The organism is Streptomyces sp. NPDC002032, from assembly GCF_042890765.1.
Classification (GTDB): domain Bacteria; phylum Actinomycetota; class Actinomycetes; order Streptomycetales; family Streptomycetaceae; genus Streptomyces.
The window spans coordinates 808,200-827,178 of record NZ_JBIASM010000001.1 but is presented as its reverse complement, the minus strand read 5'-3'; the positions used below and the strand labels follow the sequence as shown (position 1 = coordinate 827,178).

Genomic DNA, 18,979 nt, shown 5'->3' with positions numbered 1-18,979 from the left:
CGGGGACCGCCGGGCGGGACCGCCGGGCGGGGCCACCGGCTGGGGCCACCGGCCGGGCTTCCGGGCGGCGGTGAGCCTGCCACGGCCCTCCCGCGTGCGGGCTCACCGGCCCCGTCGGCGCCTCAGGCGATGCGCCGGGCGCCGGCGGCCGGGGAGACGGGGAACAGGTGCGGAGCCTGGTACCCGGCGCCGCGGAAGGCGGCGGTGACGGCCGCGCCGAGCGACTGCGTCGCCGCCTCCTCCACGAGCACGATGACGGAGCCGCCGAAACCGCCGCCCGTCATCCGCGCTCCGAGCGCTCCGTGCGCCAGGGCCGTGTCCACCACGAGGTCGCTCTCCGCGCAGGAGACGAGGAAGTCGTCGCGCAGGGAGGCGTGGCCCTGTGAGAGGACCGGCCCGAGCGCCGCCAGACGCCCGGCCCGGAGGTGGGAGACGGCCTCGGTGACCCGTGCGTTCTCCGTCACCACGTGCCGTACGAGGGGGACCAGTCGTGCGGGCAGCGCCCTTACGGCGCGGGGCAGTTCCCCGGGCGTCAGATCGCGCAGCGCGGTCAGGCCGAGCAGGCCGGCGGCGCGTTCGCACCCGGCCCGCAGGGCCGCGTACGCGCCGTCCCCGAGGTCGTGCTTCACGCGGGTGTCCACGACCAGCAGGCTCAATCCGCTCCTCTCGGGGGCGAACGGGACCTGCTCGTGGACCCCGGCGCGGACGTCCAGGTGAAGGGCCGCGCCTGCGGTGCAGCAGGCGGAGGCCATCTGGTCCATCACCCCGCACGGCACGCCGGCGAAGCCGTTCTCCGCCCGCTGGGCGAGCAGCGCGAGGGCGGGCGCGCTCAGCTCCAGCCCGTACAGGTCCGCGAGGGCGAAGGCGACGGCGCATTCGAGCGCGGCGGACGACGACAGGCCCGCCCCGGTGGGGACGGTGCTGTCGATGTGCAGGTCGGCGCCCCCGACGCGGTGTCCGGCTTCGCGCAGCGCCCAAAGGACCCCTGCCGGGTAGGCGCCCCAGGTGGTGGTGACCCCGGGGACCAGGTCGGCCGGCCGGAGGTCGATGACCGGGCCGTCGTCCTGGGCACTGTGCAGCCGCAGCCGTCCGTCCTGCCGCCGCCGCGCCGCGACCAGGGTGGTCTGGGGGATGGCGATGGGCAGGGCGAAGCCGTCGTTGTAGTCGGTGTGCTCCCCGATCAGGTTGACCCGGCCGGGCGCCGCCCAGACCCCCTCGGGGTGGGCTCCGTAGATCCGGTGGAACGCCTCGTTCACGCGACCTCCCGCAGCCGGCGGGCCGCCGCTTCCGGAGCGATGTCGTTGACGAAGGACTCCATGCCGGACTCGACGCCGGCGAGGTACTTGAGCTTCTCCGCCGAGCGCCGCACCGTGAACAGCTCCAGGTGGAGCGCCAGCTCCCGGCCGCCGGTCTTCGGTGCCTGATGCCAGGCGGCGATGTACGGGGTGGGGGCCGGCGGCGCGGCCTCCCCCTCCCGCCGGAACAGCCGGTCGAACCGGCGCAGCAGCTCCAGGTACATGCCGGGCAGCTCGGCCCGTTCGGTCTCCGTCAGGCGGGTGAGGTCGGGCACCCGGCGGTGGGGGTAGAGGTGCACCTCGTAGGGCCAGCGGGCGGCGTAGGGCACGAACGCCGTCCAGTGCTCCCCCGCCAGGACCACCCGCGCCGTGGCGGCGCGGGCCTGGGCCAGCAGGTCCTCGAAGAGGTTCCCGCCGGTGACGGCGCGGTGCGTGGCCGCCGCGGCGGCCATCTTGGCGGTGCGCGGCGGCACGAAGGGGAAGGCGTAGACCTGCCCGTGCGGATGGGCGAGGGTGACGCCGATCTCGGCGCCCCGGTTCTCGAAGCAGTACACCTGCTCGACCCCGGGCAGCGCCGACAGCTGCCGGGTGCGGTCCGTCCAGGCGTCGAGGACGAGGCGGGCCCGCTCCTCGCTCAGATCGGCGAAGCTCGCCCCGTGTTCGGGCGTGAAGCAGACGACCTCGCAGCGTCCGTCGCGGCCCGCCAGGGAGGGGAACCGGTTCTCGAACACCGCCACCTCGTAGTCGGCCGCCGGGATCTCGCCGAGGTGGCCGTCCCGGGAGGGGCACAGCGGGCAGGCGTCGGTCGGCGGGAGGTGGACGCGTCCCTGCCGGTGCGCGGCGATCGTGACCCAGTCGCCGGTGGCGGGGTCCAGGCGCAGCTCCGGGCGGCTGTCGACGGGCTCCAGCGGACGCCGGTCGGCCGCATCGCGCTCGGCTCCCTCGTCGAGGTCGTAGTAGATGAGCTCGCGGCCGTCCGCGAGCTTCGTCGTGGTTCTCTTCACGGAGCATGCCCGTCTCTAGAAGCCGTACATCGACAAGAATAAACAGAAAGCAACGAAAGTGCCCGACACGTGACGTGCCGGCGGCCGTCAGTGGGGCAGTCCGACGGCGCGTTCCCCGCTCCGGCGCTGCTGGATGACGACGGCGGCGACCAGGAGGGCTCCCTGGGCCACGTTCTGCCAGAAGGTGTTGATGCCCTGCACGGTCAGGCCGTTCTCCAGCGCGCCCAGCAGGGCCACGGCCAGGAGCGTGCCGCCTATCCCGCCCTTGCCGCCCTTGAGCGCGCACCCGCCCAGGGCCGCCGCCGTGATGGCCTTGAGTTCGAGGCCCTCGCTGCCCGAGACGGGCTGCCCCGAGCCGGTCCGCGCGGTCAGCAGGATGCCCGCGACCGCCGCGACCACGCCGATGAGCGCATAGACGGCGACCAGGTACTTGTTGATGTTGATGCCCGCCAGGCGCGCCGCGGTGTCGTTGCCGCCGATCGCGTAAACGTTGCGGCCGATGTCGGTGTACTTCAGCATCACGTGCACCGCCAGCGCCACGATCACCAGGATCCAGATCATCACCGGCACCCCGGCGATCTTCCCGCGGCCGAGGAACACGAAGACGGGGTCGCCCAGGACGTAGCCCTGGGCACGGCCGTCGGAGACGAGCTGGGCCACGCCCTTGTAGGCGGCCAGGCCCGCCAGCGTCGCGATGGTGGGGTTGACCCGCCCGTAGACGATGGCCGCGCCGTTGACCACGCCGACGAGGATGCCGGTGCCGAGCGCGGCGGCCATGCCGAGGTACGGGTTGGATCCGGCGGAGGTGAAGACCATGGCGCTCACCACGGAGGCCAGGCCGGCCTGCGAGCCGACGGATATGTCGAGGCCGCCGCAGATGATCACGACCGTCTGGACGACGGCGAGCAGGCCGGTGATCGTCACCGCCTCGCCGATGACCTGGATGTTGGAGAGGCTGAGGTAGTTGTCGTTCAGGAATCCGAACAGGGCCAGGACGGCGACGAGGGCGCCGATCAGGCTGAGGTTCTGGCCGCCGAGCGAGGAGAGCAGCGCCCTGCCGCTCCGGCGTGGCGCGGCGGGAACGTTCTCGGTGGCGGCCGGCGTCTGGGTGGTGGTCATCGAGCGTCTCCATCGGCGGAGTGCGTGTGCGGTCGGTCGGATACGACGGGGGCGAGGTCGTCGGCCATGGCGAGGTTGAGGATGGCTTCCTCGGTGGCCCGTGCCCGGTCGAGTTCGCCGGTGATGCGGCCGTTCTGCATCACGACGACCCGGTCGGCGAGGCCGAGTACCTCGGGGAGTTCGGAGGAGATCACCAGCAGGGCGACCCCCTCCCGGGCGAGGTCGGCGATGATCCGGTAGATCTCCGCCTTGGCACCGATGTCGATGCCGCGCGTCGGCTCGTCCAGGATCAGCACCTTGGGCTTGCGCAACAGCCAGCGGGCGAGCACGACCTTCTGCTGGTTGCCGCCCGACAGCTTGCGCACTTCGTGCTCGATCGAGGGGGCGCGGACCCGCAGCCTGTCCGAGAAGTCCTGCGCCACCGCCTTCTCCTGACGCCTGCGGACGAAGCGCCAGCGGCGCAGCCGGTCCAGGCTCACCAGGGAGGTGTTGTCCCGGATCGAGCGATGGAGGAACAGCGCCTGGGCCTTGCGTTCCTCGGGCGCGAGCCCGATGCTCGCGCGGATCGCGTCCCGGGGGCTGCGCAGGCGCAGGGCCCGGCCGTTCACGGTGACGCGACCCGACCGGATCGGCCGGTCACCGGCGAGGGCGAGGGCCAGCTCGGAGCGGCCGGCTCCCATGAGCCCGGCCAGGGCGACCACTTCCCCGGCACGGATGTGGAGGTCGATGCCGCTGACGTCGTCCGTGGTGACGTCCTCCAGCCGCAGGACCACCTCCTCGCGGGCCACGTCCTGCCGTACGAACAGGGAGGACAGGTCGCGGCCCACCATCAGGCGGACGACTTCCCCCTCGTTGGTGGTGCGGGCGTCCAGCACACCGGCGACGGCGCCGTCGCGCAGGACGGCGATGCGGTCGGCGAGGCGGAAGATCTCCTTCATCCGGTGCGAGACGTAGATGACGGCGATGCCCTGGTCCCGGAGCCGGTCGATCAGGGCGAAGAGCGCCTCGGCCTCGTTCTCGGAGAGGGAGGAGGTGGGCTCGTCGAAGGCGATGGTCTTGGCCTCGCCGGTCAGCGCCCGCAGGATCTCCACCAACTGGCGCTGGGCAGGGCTGAGTTCGGAGCCCAGCTGATCGGGGTGAATGACCTTCTCGAAGCCGAGGCGGGCCAGGTCCGCGGTGATGCGGCGGCGCAGACCGGCCCGGTCGAGGCGGCGCCCGGCGCCGCGCGGCAGGGCGCCCGCGTAGACGTTCTCGGCGACCGACACGTGCGGGATGATCTCGGGTTCCTGCGGGATGACGCGGATCCCGGCCCGGTGGGCGTCGTGCGGTGAGGACAGGACCCGCGGGCGCCCGTCCCGGAGGATGCTCCCCTCGGTGGGCTGGTGGTCACCCGTCAGGATCTTCAGGAGGGTCGACTTGCCCGCGCCGTTCTCCCCCATGAGGGCGGTCACCCGGCCCCGGGGGAAGGAGAGCGTGACGCCGCTGAGCGCCTGCACCGCGCCGAAGCGTTTGGTGATGTTCTCGACGGAGATCTCTTCGCCGGTGTCCCGGGCGGGGGCGGGTGGCTCTGTGCCGGCGGTCGTCATGGGGCCTCACAAGCGGGGTGACGCGGGCCGGCCGGCGACGCCGCCGGCCGGCGGTGATCGGAACGGGGACGGGTGCGGGGCGCGGTTACGGGCGCGGGGTGGGTACGGGGCGCGGGCGCGGGTACGGGGCGCGGGGCGCGGGCACGGCGCCGCCAGTGCGCGGGGCCGCACCCGTCCGCTCAGCCGCAGGTGACGCCCGCGTCCTTCCAGGTGGAGGCGTCGACCATCTTGGTCGGCGCGAAGGCTTCCTTGGGGAAGTCCTTGCCGTTCTTGAGCTTGTCGTACATCGTCTGCACCGCGAGTGCGCCGACGTCCCTGCCGTTTATGAAGAGCGCGGCCTTCATGCCGGACGGCTTGCCGGAGCTCCAGTTCTTGCACGCGAGGTAGGCGCCGAGGCCGACCCCGATAACGTTGTCGGCCTTGAAGCCCGCGTTCTCCAGCGCGGTGACTCCGCCCTGGACGTTCTCGTCGTTGCAGCCCCAGACCACCCAGTGCTTCACGGAGGGGTTGGAGGTGATCGTCGCGGCGATCTTGTCCTGCGCGCCCGTCGGGGTGTTGTCCGTCGGCACGTCGATGTTCTGGACGGGGCCGCCCGCGGAGTCCGCGAAGGTCTTCTTCGAGGCGTTGACGCGGTCGGTGCACACGGTGACGTCCTGCTTCCAGGCGGATATCGTCCGTGTCTCGGCGGGATTCCAGCCCGCCTTCTTGAACTCTTCGGCGGCCCGCTTGCCGACCTCGCCGCCCATCTGCTGACCGCTGAAGCCGATACGGGGCACCAGGGCGTCGGCGCCGCAGGCGGACGGTGCGGGGCCGGTGGCGCAGATCTGGTCGTCCGAGGTCAGGAGCGCCACCTTGCCGGTTCTGGCCAGTTGCACGACCTGCGGCCCGACGGCGGGGTCGGGAACGACGACGATCAGCCCGTTGCTCTTCTGCGAGATGGCCGCCTGGGCCTCGCTCACCGTCTTGTTGGCGTCGTTGCCCAGGTTGACCACCTTCAGGTCGATGCCGAGCTCGGCCGCCTTGGCCTTGGCCCCGGCGGCCTCCCCGGTGAAGTACTCCTGGTCTCCCTGCTTCTGCAGGTAGGTCAGGGAGATCTTCCCGTCGACCTTCGCCACGTCCGCGTTCCCGCCGGTCGTCTCCTGGCCGCTGGAACAGGACGCCAGGACGACCATCGTGGCCAGGCTCAGAGCCGCGACGCCGACGGGACGGCGGTGGTGATGAGTGGGCATGTCGTTCCCTTTGCTTGGACGGGTCGCGCAGGAGCGACCAGTGGGGCACGTGCGAGGGGGTGGAGGGGGCCGCCGGCCACTCGACGACTGGCACCCCCCACAGTCGACCCGTTTCAAACTTGATGCAACAGAGAAAAGCGCTGTTTCCGCCATTAGTCAACAGGGTGAACCCAAGGTTTCCGATCGACGCACTTCGCCACCTCCGGCTCCGTCGCCCCTACTGCCCGGCGTCCGCGGCCAGAACGCAAGGACTCCGCACCGCCACACCAACCTGTCGGAATCTGTTGGATTACCCCGCCGACTCGCGGCCGCCCCGCCCCGCGAGCACGCGGTGAGGTCGGTAGCCGTGAAGCTGCGTACTTCGGTCGTGCGGTTGAGGGAGTCGGTCCAGGTCTCCATGGCGCGACTGCCCTTGAGCGGGGTCGAGTCGTCGGGGGACATGCCGGTTCAATGTCAGGTGACCGCTCCACCGCACCGAACAGCGAGCGCCTGGCCGTGAACCCTTCACGGCCAGTCCGTTCGTCGCCGCCAGAAAGGCACCTCATGCACCTCCCCTACGTCCGCCGCATTGTTCTCGCCCTGTCCGTGCTCATGCTCACCACCTCGTGTGGTGGCGGTGATGAAAGAGCTGCCCAAGACGGGCCCGCGACCGCGCGGGCGGCCGGATCCCAGGCACCGCAGGCCGCGCCGCTCAGCGAGGCGGAACTCGCATCCCGCTCGCTGACGCCCCAGGATCTTCCTGACCACAAGGTCGAGGAAGCACTGCAAGGAGCGGTCATCTCCGCGGACAGGCCCGAATGCCGAGACCTCGCCACCCTGCTCCTGGGCGGCGTGATGACCAACACGCTTGGTCAGGTCCACACCAAGGCGACCAAGGGAACGACCGAAACGAAGGTTTCCCTCCACTCCTGGCCCGCCACGAAGGCCCACACCGTCATCACCGATGTCCTCGCCGGCGGCCAGGCCTGTGGCGGCGGCTTCAACGCCGTCAGGGGCACGGAGAAAGTGAAGATCACGAAGGTCGTCAACACTCCGTCCGCCAGCGGCGACGAAAGCGTGGCCTACACCGCCGAACAGGAACTGGACGGCGAGAAGTCCACGATCGAAGTCGTCCTTGTACGCAAAAACACCACGACCGCCGGCTTCACGGCGATCAGCCCGTCGGAAGCGACGGACAAGCCCACGGCGATCGTGGCAGCTCAGCTGAAGAAGCTCAGCTGACGGGTGCGCAACGCTCACGATCCTGTGTGTTGCGACACCTGCTCGAAGCCAGCGGGCCGGGGAGCTCGGCGTTGACCGTCCGCAGCATCCTGGACCGGCGACCAGACCACGGCCGGGGCATGTACGGCAGCGCCCAGGAGGCCGCAGCCGTGCACGGGGCCAACGATCTACAGTGCACTTCATGGGGGTGCCGATGGAAGGCATGGTGTTGGCAGGCCGGTACGAGCTGGCCGAGCTGGTAGGCGTGGGTGGCATGGGGGAGGTGTGGCGGGGCCGGGACCTCTCGTTGGACCGGGATGTGGCGGTCAAGATCCTCCCCCGGCCGGGGGAGGACAAGCTCGCGCTGCGGTTGCGGGCGGAGGCACGCGCGGCCGCGAGGCTGTCCGACCCGCACTTGGTGGCCGTGCACGATGTCGGAGAAGGTCCGGTCGACGGACAGTCGGTCGTCTTTCTGGTGATGGAGTTCGTCGACGGGCGCCCGCTGGGGGCACAGAGCGGTCCGTCGGCCGTCGAAGACGTGGTGCGGTGGGGTATGCAGATCTGCGCGGGGCTCCAGGCGGCGCACGCGGCGGGGATCGTCCACCGGGACATCAAGCCGGGCAACATCCTGCTGACCGCGCGGGGCCAGATCAAGATCTGCGACTTCGGGATCGCCCGGCAGAGCGGAGTACGGGGACTGACGACGGCTGGGTCCGTGATCGGGACGCCCGCGTACATGGCGCCCGAACAGGCCCAAGGAAGGCACGACCCGCGTACCGACCTCTACGCCCTGGGATGTGTTCTCTACGAACTGCTCACCGGGGAAACGCCGTTCACGGGCACAGGGTGGGATGTGCTCGCCCAGCACGCGAACCAGCTGCCGGTACCGGTACGGACGCATCGGCCCGAAGTTGCGGGCGCGCTCGACCGGCTGGTCCTTCGGCTGCTGAGCAAAGACCCGGCAGATCGGCCGCCGAGCGCTGCCACCACCGCAGAACTGCTGAAGCTGGCCGGAAAACAGCAGGGTTACCGGACGACCGAGTTGTGGGAGCCGTCGGGAGGGCCCATGGCGGCGCGGGACCTCGCCGCACGCCCGACGCAGACCGCAACCGCTCGGCCGCCCGCCGCGCAGCCCGTGGCGGCACCCGCCGAACCGGCGTCGGCGCGCGTGCCCCAACGGGCCTCCGCCGCGCAGGATCCCAGGAAGCCGCAGAAACCCACACGGTCTACGGGGGCCGCCTGGATCGCCTTCTCGGCGCCCGCGGTGACGGTCGGGGGCCAGCTGTTCGCGTTCCAGATCCTGTCCGGGACGTGGTCGGTGATCCTGGGCGTCGTCGTCGGCAGCGTCTTCTGGTTGGATCGCTCAATCTCGGATGAGCGTGACCAGGACGGCCTGTCGCTGGTGGGGTTCCTGCTTGCCGTGCTCGTGGCCGTAGCGGCGACGATCGTGCTGCTCTGGGCTCCTGGTGTCCCGTGGTGGGTGGGGATCGTCGCCCTCATGCTGACGACGCCCGTGTTCGTTTGGGTATCCATGTGCTTGGCGCGGGTGTTCACGGCGGTGGCACGGGCGAAGGAAGCCGCGTTCGTGGCCAACGGATCGGGCATGGCCGCAGGAGTGACGACGGGCTCACTACTGCTTGCCCGCACGGACCTCGGGGTCCTGGTACCGGTGCTCGGTGGGCTGCTGATCTGGGCCGTTGCGGGCCTGGGGGTGAGCCTCCTCCTCCCGGCCGACCGCAGATGAGGCTCGACAAGGCTCCGCCGACCGGGACTCGTGCCTACTGACGGTCCGGTAGATTCGGCGGCGCAGCTGATCTTCAGGGGAGCGGCACGATGCCGCGCGTTCGACACGGGGGCAGTGGGTGCGGAGCGGACACGCGCGGGACCGTCGGCGGGAGGCCCTGCTGGAGTGCTGGCGCGCGATCGAGTTGTTCAGTCCTCCGACGATCCCGGCGCTGCCCCGTCGGCGCCCCACCGCACGCTCTGGGGCGAGGGACGAGTATGTCGTCGACCTCACGCCGGAGCCGGGCCGGGTACCGCCGGTCATGCCGTGGGCTGCGGACCACCCGCAGACGGGGGCGCGGCGGGCACCGCACCGTTGGATGTGGCGCCATGATGTCTACTGCGGGGTCTTCGACCTGGAGTTACTCCGCCAGGCGATGATCGCGGTACTGCCGCCGGGGACCGATCCCGACGCCGGCGTGCCGCAGAGCGAACTGGTGTTGTCGGGTCAGAGCGCGATGTTCGCGCTGGTCCTGGACGACGAGGGCCGGCCGATCGAGGACACCTCCGTGATCTCAGCATGCGGCTGGGCGACGGGCCGTCTGTTCGATCCGGGGCCGTCCGCCGTGGGGTGGCTGGACGGCTTCGAGGAGCTCAACGACGCGTTCGGCTCGGCGATCGACGATCTCACGGCCGCCGCCGTCCCGTACGGCCCCACCATCCAGGCTGCCGACACGGCATACGGAGCGTGGCCTGGCGCAGGCGGTGGGACGGGCACGCCGGCCAGCGGGGGCTGGCAGCGCCTGCTCGCCGAGATCCTGGGCGGCGCTGCTGTCGGCGCGGTCGGGGCCCTGTTCGGCGAGGTCGCCGCCACCGTGCTGCAGGGTGCAGCTGAGCCCCTGGTTCGCCGCGCCGCTGACTGGGTCGCGGCGCGCCGCCCCGCCGATGAGCAGGTTGCGTCCACCCGGCCGCAGGACACCGAGGGCGATCCTCAGGGTGCGTCGGCCGATGGTCCTGGCACGTCGGCGGAGTCGGCAGCCGCCGACGCCGGCCCCCGTCCGCTTGCCTTCGCCGATCTGGTGGCCCTGACCGCGCAGATCGCCGACCTGTGCGGGGTACGCGAACACCTGCGGCCCGAGGTGGTCCGGGTCCGCAGCAGGCTGGTCCGCCGTCCCCGGGACCCTCAGACGAAGGTCGCCGCCGCAGCGCCGTTCCTGAACAGCCTGCTCCCGCCCGATCTGGCCCGGGTGTCCGCGGCCGTCGGCGAGGGCATCGGCCCGGCGCTGGAGGCGTACCTGACCGAACTCGACTCCGTCGACGTAGGGGCGCGGACGGATGTGCGCCAAGAGCGCGGGGCCGTGCTTGCCGGGGTGAGTCCGGACCTGGTTCCGGCTGGCCGCTGGCCCGCGCCGGCGCGGTTCCCGCTCGCTCTGAGTCAGCAGTTCGCGGTCGACCGCATGCTCGACGACCGAAGGGGAACAGAGGGTGGGATGTTCTCCGTGAACGGCCCGCCTGGGACGGGCAAGACCACGATGCTGCGTGACCTGGTCGCCGCGCTGGTCGTCGAGCGGGCAGCAGTGCTGGCCACGTTCGACCGGCCCGTCCAGGCGTTCACCGGTCCGACGTGGCGGGGCCGGGACCGCCAGGGTCAGCGCCCCCGCTTCGTATCGCGGCTCGACCCGCGGCTGACCGGGTTCGAGATCGTGGTCACCTCCTCCAACAACGGCGCCGTGGAGAACGTCACCGCCGAGCTGCCCGGCATCAGCGCGCTCGGCGAGCACTGGCAAGACGGACCCGACCACTTCTCCGACCTCGCCTCCGCACTCCTCGGCGGGCCGGCCTGGGGGCTGGTCGCCGCGGTGCTCGGCAACAAGACCAACCGCAAGGAGTTCGGGAACCGCTTCTGGTGGGGCCAACTGCCCGAGAAGGAGACCGACGCCCGCGCCGCCGCCGGCCTGCCGCCGCTGCGTGGCATGCAGGAGGTCCTGAGGGACTGGATTCCACCCAAGCCCACGCCCGGCGGCCGGCGCCCCGTGACCCCCGCGAACCAGACCGCAGCGGCCGGCCCCGCCCAACCCGTACCGTCGTGGACCTGCGCCGTCGCGGCGTTCCGTACCGCCCAAGCCGAGGTCGAGCGGCTGCGCGCCGGGCGCGCCCGGCTGGCCGGCGCCCTGGCGGCCGTCGAGTCCCCGTCTGCCGGGCAGCGGATCGCGGGCCTGGAGGCCGCCGTGTCGCTGGCCGACCGTCTCGTCACTTCGGCTACCGCGGTCCTGGACCGGGACGCCGCCGCCACCGCCGCCGCCCGGACCGCCACGGCGGCGGCCGAGGCCGGACACCGGACGGCTTCCCAGCGCCTACCGCAGACCCGCGAGGAGCTGGCCGGCGCCCGCGCGGAGCTGTCGGCCGCCCGTGAACTGGTCGCGCGCCAGCGCGAGTACGCGACCGAACTCACCGCCCGCCACAACACGCCCCTGCCCGTCGAAGGGGGCGTGCGCGGCGGGCTCCGCCGGTTGCTGCAGAGCTCGGCGGAACGGCAGGCCGCCGAGCGGCAGCGCGAGCGCACCCAGGCGGAGATCGCCCATCTGCTCGTACGTCAACGTGCTGCCCTCGACGACGCCATGGAGCGGCTCGCCGAAGCCGTTCAGGCAGAGTTCCTGGCCGCTGACCTGTACGTCCGGTCCGACACGGCCGTCGGCGAGGCCGCCGCCGGGCTCGCCGACGCGCTCGAACGCGAGCGGGTCGCGAGTATCCGGGAGCGCGCGGCGGCCGACACCGTCCGGCGCGCCCAGCAGGCTGCCGTCACCGCCCGCCGCGACCTGCGGTCCGCCGTGGCGGAACTCGACGCCCGCGCCCTCGAACTACGGGAGGCGGCGCGCACCCTCCCCTCCCTGCCGCTCGGCTGGTCGCACATCGACGAAGCCGATCAGGAACTCGGCTCGCCCTGGTCTGACGAGGCGTGGTCCACGGCGCGCAGCGATCTGTTCCTGCGCGCCCTCGACCTGCACCGCGCCTTCGTCGCCGGGGCCGCGAAGAAGGTCCGCGGCAACCTCCAGCTCCTCATGGAGCTGATGGCCGGCACCAACGGGCCCGTCCCCGACGAGGAGGTCGAGCGTGCCTGGCAGACCCTCTTCCTCCTGGTGCCCGTCGTCTCGACCACCTTCTCCTCCGTGGGCAGCATGTTCGCCCGCCTCGGCCGGGAGTCGATCGGCTGGGTGCTCGTCGACGAGGCCGGACAGGCCACCCCGCAGGCCGCCGTCGGCGCGCTGTGGCGCGCCCGCCGTGCCGTCCTGGTCGGCGATCCACTCCAGCTCGAACCCGTCGTCACCATGCCCACGGCCCTGCAACTCCGGCTGCTGCGCGCCTACGGAGTCGACGAGCACTGGCTGCCCTCGGCCACCTCCGCCCAGGCCGTCGCCGACCGGACCAACTGCTACGGCACCTACCTCCCGGCCCCGGACACCGACGACGCACACGTCTGGGTGGGCTCGCCGCTACGCGTGCACCGTCGCTGCGAGGAGCCGATGTTCACGGTCAGCAACGAGGTCGCCTACGGCGGCCTGATGGTCCACGGCACCGAGCCCAAGGCGTTCCCCGACGCGGAACGGGACGGCCTGCTGCCCAGCCGCTGGCTCAACACCGATGACCCGACGCGCCCATCCGACGCCCCGTGGGGCGAACGCGACCGCCGAGCCTTCGAGTTCGTCCTCGGACACTTGCACCGGCACGGTGTCGACGTCGAGCGCGTGCGTATCGTCGCCCCCTTCCGGGCCCTGGTCGCCGAATGCCAGAAGGTCTGCCGCGGCCGGGAAGGCTGGACGTCCGAACTGATCGAGGAGCGCTGCGCCACCGTCCACCGAGCCCAGGGCAAGGAAGCCGACGTCGTCGTCCTCGTACTCGGCGGCGGCCGACCCGGCGCCCGCGAGTGGGCGGCCCGCACCCCGCATCTCCTCAACGTCGCCGCGAGCCGAGCCAAACGCCGCCTCTACGTGATCGGCGAACGCAGCTTGTGGGCCCCGCTCCCCCACTTCGACGTCCTCGCCTCCGCGCTGCCGGAGTTCGACCACCGCCGCGACCGCACCACCTGGCCGCAGGACACCGAGTGACAGCCGACGGGCCGGAGGGCTATGTGCCCCTCACCACGCAAGCGCGGCGGGGACGGTGGCCGGGTCCAGGCCCAGGCGGCCCAGGGCGCGGGCCGTGGCGCGCAACTGGCCCATGGTGGCGGCGTCGCCGAGCACGAGACAGACCTGCGGGGCGAGGTGAACTCCCCAAAGCAGGCCTGCCTCTGCGATTGCGGCTGGGCTTCACGACCCGTGGTCTCCCCCTGGAACCGCCTCGAAGGCTCCATCCGGCCTCAGACGGATCGTCGCCGCCAGTCTCATCGGCACGACCATCGAGTGGTACGACAACTCATCCGATCAGGGCTGTCACCTGCGGATTCTGGTCACACAGGGCGCCTGGACCAGCACCAAACCAGCACGGGATCCGAAGCGGGCCCCTCCTTCTCGACCCGGAACCCAGAACGACACCCCCACGATGACGACGAGAACGCCGTATCCGTCACTCCCTGTACGCGAGAAGCGCAGAGCTCCCGAGGAGGCGCCGGCGGCAGGACCTGCTGGGGCCGACGCCTGGCCCCGCCCCGTCCAGACGAGGCGTTGCCCGCCGAGCACGGCGAGCGGTGATCGCGGCTCATGAAACGGGAGAGAGCCCTGGCCACGCCAGAAGGCGCCCACCCTGCCCGTTCCAGGTCCTGACCCGCGGCAAGGGCCGTCCGGGATGCACCCGGGGCGGGCTCGGCCCGTCGCCGAGCCCGACCCGGGGCGGCTCCGTGCCGGAGCCGGGCCCCTGTCGTCAGTGCTGCAGCGTCAGGAGACCCGGCCGGTAGGGCCATTGGCCGTAGTCGCCGCCGGAATTGGGGTCGCGTCCCTGATAGAGGAACTGCAGGTTGCAGGGATCGACCGTAAAGGTCTGATCGGCGTTGGTGCGGATCAGTTCACCGTGGCTGATGTCGTTGGTCCAGGTGGCGCCGCTGTTGGCCTTGCCGGCGAAGGGATTGCTCTCGCTCGCGGCCTGGGGTGTCCACGAGCCGTCCAGGCGGGTGGCCGTGAACGAGCGGAAGTACCGGCCCTGCGAACCGATCGCCTCGACGATCATGAGATAGCGGTCCTGGCCCTGGAGCTTGTAGACCTGCGGGGCTTCGAACAGGTTGTTCGTCGTATCGCTCATGACCGTGGTGTACGCCGAGCCGAAACTGCCCGGGAAGTTCCCGATCGGCATCGTGGCCCGGTAGATCTTGCCGTTGTCGCCGGCGAAGAACAGGTACATGTTCGTGCCGTCACCGATGATCGTCTGGTCGATGGGTCCCGTTCCGGAACCTTCGATGCTTCCGGAGAAGAGCGTCTGCTGTGGCGACCAGCCGTTGGGATTGGCCGGGTCGCTCGACGTCCGGTAGGAGAAGGCGCTCCCTCCCCACTGGTAGGTGAGCACCCAGATGCTCTTCGGCGCGAAGTAGAAGAGGGTGGGCGCGACAGCGGAGTCCGACATCGTGTTCTGGTCTGCCGAGGCCATCTCCGGCCAGTTGGTGAACAGACCGAAGTTCATCGAACCCCAGCCCGTTCCCGTTCCCGCGCCGTGAGTCGTCGCGTAGACGAGCTGCTTCCCGCCGTACGGGGCGACGGTGAAGTCCTTGAGCGAGGCCCACCCGGCCTTGGGCTGCGCCAGCGCGCCCGTCGAGGTCCAGCGGTATGCCGACGGAAGAGCGCACGGGCCGGGGTTGCCGACGCCGGCCTTGACGAGCTGCCACTGCTGATTGCTGCCGCCCCAGTCGTCGTACTGAACGATGTTCGCGTTGTCGGCGGTGGAGCCTCCTTGTACTTCGAGGGCCTTGCTGCTGTGGCGTGCGATGAACCTCACGTAGCCGTCCGAACTGTCGGCCAGCCGCCACTGCTGGTTGGTCCCGTTCGCGTCGGCCCACTGGACGATCGATGCGCCGTTCGCGGTGGACCGGTTCTGGACGTCCAGCACCTTGCCCGAGTGGCGGGACCTGATGCGGTAGTAGCCGCCGCCGGAGTCGATGAACTGCCACTGCTGCTGGTTCTGATCGTTCCTGGTCCACTGGGTGATGCGGGCGCCGTCGCCGGTGGCCAGGTTGTAGACGTCAAGGGCCTTGCCGCTGTTGCGGTTGACCAGTACGTACGAAGCGTTGGGGTCGACGGCCGTCGCGGCGTCGGCGGGCGGCACACCGAGGAAAGCGGCCAGGAGCAGCAAGGGCGCGAGGACGGCGAGCGTGCGTCGTCTCAGGCCGGCCGGAGACGGATGGCGAAACCGCATCAGAAGAGCTCCTTCGGGGGGACGGGGGTGAGGTGACCCCGACGAACCGCAGGGCAGCCGCCTTGGGGGGTCGGGGACGGGATGGGTAGGAAGGAGGCCGCACACGCCGAAGCGTTGGCGCGCCGGACACGCGGACGGCACATCGGGAGTGTTAGCGCTAACAATCTTGCCGTCGCTGCGGTCGGGTGTTCCACGACATCTCCTCGGGGGTGAAGGTCACGCGGGAGGGGTCAGCCTTTGGTGGCGCCCGCCGCGAGTCCGCCGATGAGCTGCCGCTCGGCGACGGCGTAGAAGGCGAGGGCGGGGACCATGGCGAGGACGATGTAGGCGAGGACGAGCGCGTAGTCGGTCGAATACTGGCCCTGGAACTGCTGGACACCGACCGGGATCGTCTGCCATGCGGGGTCGTTGAACACCAGCAGCGGCAGGAAGAAGTTGTTCCAGCTGGCGACGATCGCGAGCACCGAGACCGTGCCGAGCGCCGGACGGGCCATCGGCAGCAGGATCTTCCAGAAGAAGCGGAACTTGCCGCAGCCGTCCATGATCGCCGCCTCCTCGACCTCCGCCGGAACGGTCCGGAAGAACCCGCGCAGAATGATGATCGTCATGGGAAGCCCGAAGGCCGCCTGCGGGAGGATCACTCCGAGGGGGTTGTCGAGCAGGTCGAAGGTGCGCAGCAGCAGGAACAGGGGCAGGGCGGCCACCGCGAACGGGAACATCAGCCCGATCGTGAACAGTGTGTAGAACAGCTCCCTGCCCCGGAAGGCGTAGCGGGCCAGTACGAACGCCGCCATCGCCGCTACCGCAACCGTGCAGCACGCCGTGCCGATCGCGATGCCCGCGCTGTTTGCGATCTGCCGCCAGAACATCCCGTTGCCGAGAATGCCGGTGTAGTTGGCGGTCTTCCAGTGCTCCGGCAGCCCGAACGGGTTGGTCGTCAGCTCACCGGTGCTCTTGAACCCGGAGATCACCGCGTAAACCAGCGGCACGACGACGAACGCGCCGATCAGCCAGACGACGGCGTGCAGTGACAGCCCTCGCGCCGCCTTGCGGGCGTTCACCGCCCGCCTCCCGACGTGACGGCCCCGCTCAGGTCACGGCGCAGTACGTAGCGCTGGTAGAAGAGGGAGAAGACCAAGCTGATCATGAACAGCACCACGCTGATCGCACTCGCGTAGCCGACCTGATAGCGCTTGAATCCGAACTGGAACATCGAGATCGCCATCGTCTCGGAGGAGTGGTTGGGTCCGCCCGCGGTCATGACCCAGACGAGGTCGAAGAGCTGGATGGCGCCGATGACCGACAGGAAGACGCTGATCCGGATCGTCGGGCCGAGCAACGGCAGCGTCACGTGCCGGAAGCGCTGCCAGGCGCCGGCGCCGTCGATGGAGGCGGCCTCCAGGATCTCGCCCGGGATGCTCTGCAGCCCGGCGAGGAAGAGCATCATGTGGAACCCGAAGTACTTCCAGGTCATGACCACGAACAGGGTCGGCATGACCGTCGAGGGATCGGCGAGCCACTTCCCGCGCAGCCCCTCCAGGCCGAGGGCGCCCGCGAGATGGTCGGCCATGCCGGCACCAGGAAGGAAGATCATCGTGAAGAGGGCCGCCGTGACCACTTCGGACAGGATGTACGGCGCGAAGAACAGCATCCGGTAGACGGCCCGGCCGCGCAGCCTCCGGTTGAGCAGGACGGCGGTGAACAGCGCGAACGGCAACTGAAGCGTGATCGACAGCGCGATCAGGTACAGCCCGCGCTCCAGATCGCCGAGGAAGACCCGATCACCGAAGAGCTTGGCGTAGTTGTCGAAGCCGACGAAGTCGTCCAGGGGGCCGACCCCACCCCACTTGAAGAAGCCGGTGTAGACGGCGACCGCGATGGGGGCGAGGACGAAGACGAGGAAGAGGACCAGAGCCGGGACGAGGAACCAGGCGACCGACGCCCAGGTGCGCAACCCGCGCAGGAGCGGCCGTCCTGGGGCGGGAAGGGGCACCGGCCCGACGTCCTTCGTCCGCTCCGCGGTCAGGGTGGACACGGAGCTAGGCACCCTTCGCAGCCGCGGTGATCGACTTGGTGACCTGCTCGGGCGTCTTCTTGCCCGCGATGAGGTCGGCGACGCTGTCGTTGACCTCCTGGCCGACCGCCGGCGGGTAGGCCTGGTCGAGGTAGAGCTGGAAGCCCGTCGCCTTGACCAGGCTGTCGGCCACCGCCTTCCTGTTGGCGTCCGCGAGCCCGCTCTCCGCGCCCTTGACCACCGGCAGATAGCCGTTGGAGGCCAGCAGTCTGGACTCGTTCTCCAGAACGAGGAACTTCAGGAATTCCAGGGCCTCTTTCGGGGCACCCTTGCGCAGCGCGAAGCCGCCACCGCCCCCCAGCACCTCGGTGGCCCGGCCGACTCCGCCGTCGACCGTCGGGAAGGGGAAGAAGCCCAGGTTGGCTCCGAGGTCGGCGCCCGCGTCCTTCTGCACCGACGGCCCCCACTGCCCCATCAGCTCCATGGCGGCCTTGCCGTTGCCCATGGTCGCGGCCTGGCCGCCGGGGGTCGAGTAGCCGGCGCCGAGGAAGCCCGTCTGGAACGGCTGGACGTCGACCAGCTCCTTGAGGTGGATGCCCGCCCGGACGAAACCGGCGCCGGTGAAGTCCTTGGTGGTCGCGGCCTGCTGCAGCGCGGGGAGGCCTGCGGCGCGCATCGCGAGGTAGGCCCAGTAGAAGTGGCCGGGCCATTTCTCCTTGCCCGCGAGGGCGATCGGGGTGACATCCGCCGCCTTGAGTTTCTTGACGTCTTCCAGGAGCTCGGCCCAGGTGGCCGGCGGAGCGGTGATCCCGGCCTTGGCGAAGAGCTTCTTGTTGTACCAGAAGCCGACCATGCCGACGTCGTAGGGCACCCCGTAGGTCCGGCCCTCGAACTGATAGGCCTGCAGCGAGACCGGGGTGAGGCCGGACGACCAGCCGAACACGTCGGTGAGGTCCTCGACCAGCCCCGCGTCGACCTGCTGCCGCAAGACTCCGCCGCCCCAGGTCTGGAAGACGTCGGGGAGCTTTCCCGACGAAGTGGCGGCCGCCAGCTTGGACTTGAACGCCTCGTTCTCCAACGAGGTCGTCTTGATGGTGATGTTCGGGTGGGCGGCCGTGAACGACGAGGAGATCTGCGGGAAGAGGGACTTGCCCGGCTCCGTCGTGGCGATGTTCCACCACGCGAAGGCCACCTTGCCGTCGGCCGTCGGCCCCGAGCCGGAGTCCCCGCGGCCGCAGGCCGCGGTGAGCGAGACGGACAGGGCGGTCAGGCCCGAGAGCGCGAGGAAGGTTCGTCGACTCGGGGGTGTGCTGGCCATGGAACCTCCGGAGTGGGGAACGGCACTTCGAAAATGTTTCGTAACATTCTCGAATTCGTGCTGCCACAAACTAGGAACGCGAGGCCTCCCGGTCAAGCATTCTCACCGAATTGCCTTCCACAGCAGGCTTCTTGGAGCTTGACAACCAGGTCACGCCGA

General features: G+C 70.6%; 12 protein-coding genes. 3 read left to right on the top strand and 9 right to left on the bottom strand.

Going from position 1 to position 18,979, the window contains the following annotated elements; genetic code table 11:
* Nucleotides 1–122 precede the first annotated feature (122 nt).
* The 5 genes from galK to ACFYYT_RS03245 all read right to left on the bottom strand — a co-directional run bounded on the left by galK (nucleotide 123) and on the right by ACFYYT_RS03245 (nucleotide 6,233).
* Nucleotides 123–1,256: a galactokinase gene (gene galK, locus ACFYYT_RS03265; RefSeq protein WP_351817270.1), complete on the bottom strand. Its 1,134-nt coding sequence runs from the start codon at nucleotides 1,254–1,256 to the stop codon at nucleotides 123–125.
* A complete protein-coding gene (gene galT / locus ACFYYT_RS03260) occupies nucleotides 1,253–2,299 on the bottom strand; it encodes a galactose-1-phosphate uridylyltransferase (RefSeq protein WP_351817267.1) in 1,047 nt (348 codons plus the stop codon). Before galT ends, galK begins: the two co-directional genes overlap by 4 nt.
* Before the next feature lie 87 nt (nucleotides 2,300–2,386).
* Complete coding sequence (locus tag ACFYYT_RS03255; RefSeq protein WP_351817264.1) at nucleotides 2,387–3,418, bottom strand: ABC transporter permease; 1,032 nt, start codon at nucleotides 3,416–3,418, stop codon at nucleotides 2,387–2,389.
* Nucleotides 3,415–5,004 (bottom strand): sugar ABC transporter ATP-binding protein, encoded by a 1,590-nt coding sequence (locus ACFYYT_RS03250; RefSeq protein WP_351817261.1) that lies wholly within the window; start codon nucleotides 5,002–5,004, stop codon nucleotides 3,415–3,417. Before ACFYYT_RS03250 ends, ACFYYT_RS03255 begins: the two co-directional genes overlap by 4 nt.
* Nucleotides 5,005–5,183: 179 nt before the next feature.
* Complete coding sequence (locus ACFYYT_RS03245) at nucleotides 5,184–6,233, bottom strand: substrate-binding domain-containing protein (protein ID WP_351817258.1); 1,050 nt, start codon at nucleotides 6,231–6,233, stop codon at nucleotides 5,184–5,186.
* 543 nt (nucleotides 6,234–6,776) lie between these two features.
* On the opposite strand from ACFYYT_RS03245, the gene ACFYYT_RS03240 reads away from it, so the two are divergent.
* The 3 genes from ACFYYT_RS03240 to ACFYYT_RS03230 all read left to right on the top strand — a co-directional run bounded on the left by ACFYYT_RS03240 (nucleotide 6,777) and on the right by ACFYYT_RS03230 (nucleotide 13,258).
* Entirely contained in the window at nucleotides 6,777–7,454 is a 678-nt protein-coding gene (locus ACFYYT_RS03240) for a hypothetical protein (protein ID WP_351817255.1), read from the top strand.
* 181 nt (nucleotides 7,455–7,635) lie between these two features.
* Nucleotides 7,636–9,177 carry a serine/threonine-protein kinase gene (locus ACFYYT_RS03235; protein ID WP_351817252.1) on the top strand — a complete coding sequence of 514 codons (1,542 nt, stop codon included), beginning with the start codon at nucleotides 7,636–7,638 and terminating at the stop codon, nucleotides 9,175–9,177.
* Nucleotides 9,178–9,535: 358 nt separating this feature from the next.
* The gene (locus ACFYYT_RS03230; protein WP_351817249.1) at nucleotides 9,536–13,258 is read left to right on the top strand and encodes an AAA domain-containing protein; all 3,723 of its coding nucleotides are present in this window, start codon (nucleotides 9,536–9,538) and stop codon (nucleotides 13,256–13,258) included.
* A gap of 751 nt (nucleotides 13,259–14,009) precedes the next feature.
* Here the strand turns inward: ACFYYT_RS03230 and ACFYYT_RS03225 are convergent.
* The 4 genes from ACFYYT_RS03225 to ACFYYT_RS03210 form a co-directional block, all read right to left on the bottom strand.
* Nucleotides 14,010–15,488: a non-reducing end alpha-L-arabinofuranosidase family hydrolase gene (locus ACFYYT_RS03225; protein WP_351817246.1), complete on the bottom strand. Its 1,479-nt coding sequence runs from the start codon at nucleotides 15,486–15,488 to the stop codon at nucleotides 14,010–14,012.
* Between the two features lie 230 nt (nucleotides 15,489–15,718).
* Nucleotides 15,719–16,549, bottom strand: coding sequence for a carbohydrate ABC transporter permease (locus tag ACFYYT_RS03220; protein WP_351817243.1), 831 nt, complete (start codon nucleotides 16,547–16,549; stop codon nucleotides 15,719–15,721).
* Complete coding sequence (locus tag ACFYYT_RS03215; protein ID WP_388606831.1) at nucleotides 16,546–17,535, bottom strand: carbohydrate ABC transporter permease; 990 nt, start codon at nucleotides 17,533–17,535, stop codon at nucleotides 16,546–16,548. The genes ACFYYT_RS03220 and ACFYYT_RS03215 overlap by 4 nt, the downstream gene beginning before the upstream one ends.
* Nucleotides 17,528–18,820 (bottom strand): extracellular solute-binding protein, encoded by a 1,293-nt coding sequence (locus ACFYYT_RS03210; protein WP_351817240.1) that lies wholly within the window; start codon nucleotides 18,818–18,820, stop codon nucleotides 17,528–17,530. Before ACFYYT_RS03210 ends, ACFYYT_RS03215 begins: the two co-directional genes overlap by 8 nt.
* Between the last annotated feature and the right edge of the window lie 159 nt (nucleotides 18,821–18,979).